At 51.4% G+C, this 3170-nt stretch carries 3 protein-coding genes and 1 pseudogene; 2 read left to right on the forward strand and 2 right to left on the reverse strand.

Features of this window, described 5'->3' with window-relative positions:
- Positions 1 to 219 (forward strand): annotated as a pseudogene (locus tag ACRC27_RS13265) (glycerol kinase); the annotation flags it as partial.
- Positions 220 to 344: 125 nt separating this feature from the next.
- On the opposite strand, the gene pfkA reads toward ACRC27_RS13265, so the two are convergent.
- Positions 345 to 1307, reverse strand: a complete 963-nt coding sequence (pfkA, locus tag ACRC27_RS13270) for a 6-phosphofructokinase (protein WP_438623231.1) — start codon at positions 1305 to 1307, stop codon at positions 345 to 347.
- A gap of 300 nt (positions 1308 to 1607) precedes the next feature.
- Positions 1608 to 2519: a CDF family cation-efflux transporter FieF gene (gene fieF / locus ACRC27_RS13275; protein WP_438623232.1), complete on the reverse strand. Its 912-nt coding sequence runs from the start codon at positions 2517 to 2519 to the stop codon at positions 1608 to 1610.
- A 221-nt stretch (positions 2520 to 2740) separates the two neighbouring features.
- On the opposite strand from fieF, the gene ACRC27_RS13280 reads away from it, so the two are divergent.
- A partial coding sequence (locus ACRC27_RS13280; RefSeq protein ID WP_438640094.1) for a cysteine hydrolase family protein occupies positions 2741 to 3170 on the forward strand: 430 nt, incomplete at its 3' end.

Consider the following 3170-nt stretch of genomic DNA (forward strand, 5'->3'; position numbering starts at 1 on the left):
GGCACCACAGTTGAGCGCCCACAAGTGCGTGAAGTCACCGCGCTCGGTGCGGCGTATCTGGCGGGTCTGGCAATTGGTTTTTGGAAGAATTTGGATGAGCTCAAGTGCAAAGCAGCCATTGATCGGGTATTTGAACCGACCATGTCTGACGGTGAACGTGCCCGCCTGTATAAGGGCTGGCAAAAAGCGGTCAGCCGCGCACAGCACTGGGAAGATTAAGTACCGCCGTTCAATGTGCACAACATAAACACAAAAAAGCCACCGCATGCGGTGGCTTTTAGTTTACTGAGATTGCTGATGTTAGTCATCGCGGCGATCACCGCAAGACAAACAGCAAAGCGACATCAGAACAATTTTTTCGCCGTAGCCAGCCAGTCAGCTTTGAACGGACGCTTCATATTTTCGATAGCATCGATAATATCGTGGTGTACCATTTTCTCATTTTGGATACCGACGCAACGGCCACCGTAGCCCTCTTGCAGCAGGTCAACGGCATACGCGCCCATACGAGAGGCCAGAATACGGTCATAAGCCACCGGTGCACCACCGCGCTGAATATGCCCCAAAATAGTGGCACGGGTTTCACGCTGGGTCTCTTTTTCGATAAAACGCGCCAGCTCGTTCACATCACACATATGCTCGGTGATGGCCACGATTGCGTGTTTTTTACCCTTACTGATACCGGCACGGATCTCATCCACCAGCTCAGCACGGTTAAATTCAACTTCAGGGATAACGATAAACTCACAGCCACCGGCAATCGCCGCAGCCAGAGTCAGATCGCCACAGTGACGGCCCATCACTTCAACAATCGAGATACGCTGATGCGAAGAGGAGGTATCACGTAGGCGGTCAATCGCTTCAAGTACGGTTTCCAGCGCCGTAAAGTAACCGATGGTATAGTCGGTACCGGCTACGTCATTATCAATCGTGCCCGGCAGACCGATACACGGGAAGCCCATTTCGGTCAGCTTTTTTGCACCCATGTAAGAGCCGTCACCGCCGATAACCACCAGCGCATCAATACCGTGCTGACGCAAATTCGCGATAGACTCTTCACGCACCTTCTCTTCACGAAACTCTGGAAAACGTGCCGAGCCTAAAAATGTACCACCACGGTTGATGACATCTGAAACACTCTGACGATCCAGCTGACGGATCCGGTTTTGATGCAGACCCAGATAACCATCTTGGATCCCGTACACTTCCAATCCTTCGCCCAATGCTGCACGCACAACACCGCGGATCGCGGCGTTCATTCCCGGTGCATCACCACCGCTGGTCAATACGCCAATCTTTTTGATCATGACAACCCTCTGACTCTCGAAAGTTAATGACAGCTTAAAGCCACACAGCACAACAGGCATCCCCCAATGTCACTGCTGCTCTGTTATTGTGGCTCAATAACCGGCACGCTACCCTAATTCACGCCCAGTAACGCTAACGGTAATAAAATTAAGTGATGAGTATTACAATTTTGAAAAAAAACTACGTTGACGCTCATCACAGTAACTCATCTCACCGACCGAGCAGGCAAGATCGCTAAGCTTACTCCATTCAGCTTAGCATTTTATGTCTGAGCCGCGTAAATAGCCTGTTTTTTATCCCTAAACGGTTTGACCCTGCGCACTGTTTTTCATCTCTTCGGGAACGGCCGAAACCGGATCTTGGTGAATCAACACATCGGCACCGGGAAACATCTGCATCAAATCTTTTTCCAGCCCGTCAGCAATTCTGTGCGCATCCACCAGCGGCAAGGCATCTTGCAGCTCAAGGTGTAACTGGATAAAACGGGTTGGCCCTGCGCGGCGGGTACGTAACTGGTGCACCCCCATCACTCCGGCGGTTGAGCGTACTTTTTGTAAAATTTGCTCACGCTCTTCGGCAGGCAGCGCCTGATCCATCAAAGACTGTACCGCCTGATATGCCATATAAAACGCACTGACCAAAATGTAGCAGCCAATCCCTATCGCAAACAGCGCATCAGCTTTGCCCCAGCCCCACCAGCTTAAACCCAGCGCCAGTAAAATCGCCCCGTTCATCAGCAGATCACTTTGGTAATGCAGCATGTCAGCCTTAATCGCCTGACTGTCGGTACGGCGCACTACATAGCGCTGAAAAATCAGCAGCAGCAATGTAACGAGCAAAGCAAACAGCGTAACCGCAATCCCCAAACCGGGATCATCCATCGGCTGCGGCTTAATCAGGCGCTCTATCCCCTGTAATAAGAGGAAAAATGCCGACCCGCAAATGAAGGCACTTTGCGCCAGCGCCGCTAATGACTCGGCTTTTCCGTGGCCAAAACGGTGGTCCTCATCCGGCGGTTGCAGTGAGTAGCGGATCACCAACAGATTGGTCAATGACGCAGCAATATCCAGCAGAGAATCAACCACTGAGGCCAGTAAACTGACCGCACCGGTTTTCCACCACGCCACAATTTTTACCAGCAGCAGTAAGGTTGCCACTAAGGTAGAACATAATGCTGCCAGTTTTACCCAGCGGCCATAATCCTGATTCATTGTGCTTACAACTCCTGACTCTGTTTTCATGCGCACCGGCATTTGCATTTTGCCCGTTAACTGATGCCAGTATAACGTTTTCCACGCTCTGTCGCCCATCTCGGCACTGACGCAAATGTATACAAGATTGTCGAGCCGCTGGCTTGAAAAAAAGCCGCCCGCCGGCGCATACTTTTTCTCTCTTTTTCACAGTATGCGCGCACGCTACGTAAGGTGAACCTATGTCAGGTTTTCTTCTGGGGGATACAGCCACATTACCTGAAATCACCCCTAAAGTTGCACTGTTACTGCTTGATTTTATGAATGAAACTCTTGATCCACAGGGAAAGTCAGCAGCACGCGGTTATGCACAATTTGCCCAGCGCCACCACGCCTTACCGAACATTACCGCCTTGCTACAGCATGCACGGGCGCAGCACTGGCGGATTATCCATGTGCGGGTGGCTTTTTCTGCTGATTACCGTGAAGTCAGCCCACACTCACCGCTATTTTCCAGTGCGGCAAAATCAGGGGCATTTAAAGATGGTAGTTGGGGCGGAGAGTTCTATCCGGCGTTTGCACCACAAGCAGGGGAAGAGGTGATCACCAAACACCGCGTCAGCGCATGGTGTGGCACCGATTTAGCGTTACGGCTACGGACGGCAGGCATCA

This window comes from Plesiomonas sp. (assembly GCF_051650925.1).
GTDB lineage: Bacteria > Pseudomonadota > Gammaproteobacteria > Enterobacterales > CAMTGL01 > Plesiomonas.

What these genes read in the sequence shown, in the direction of transcription:
- pfkA (WP_438623231.1), bottom strand. Translation starts at nt 1,307, where the DNA reads ATGATCAAAAAGATTGGCGTATTGACCAGCGGTGGTGATGCACCGGGA.
- fieF (WP_438623232.1), bottom strand. Translation starts at nt 2,519, where the DNA reads ATGAATCAGGATTATGGCCGCTGGGTAAAACTGGCAGCATTATGTTCT.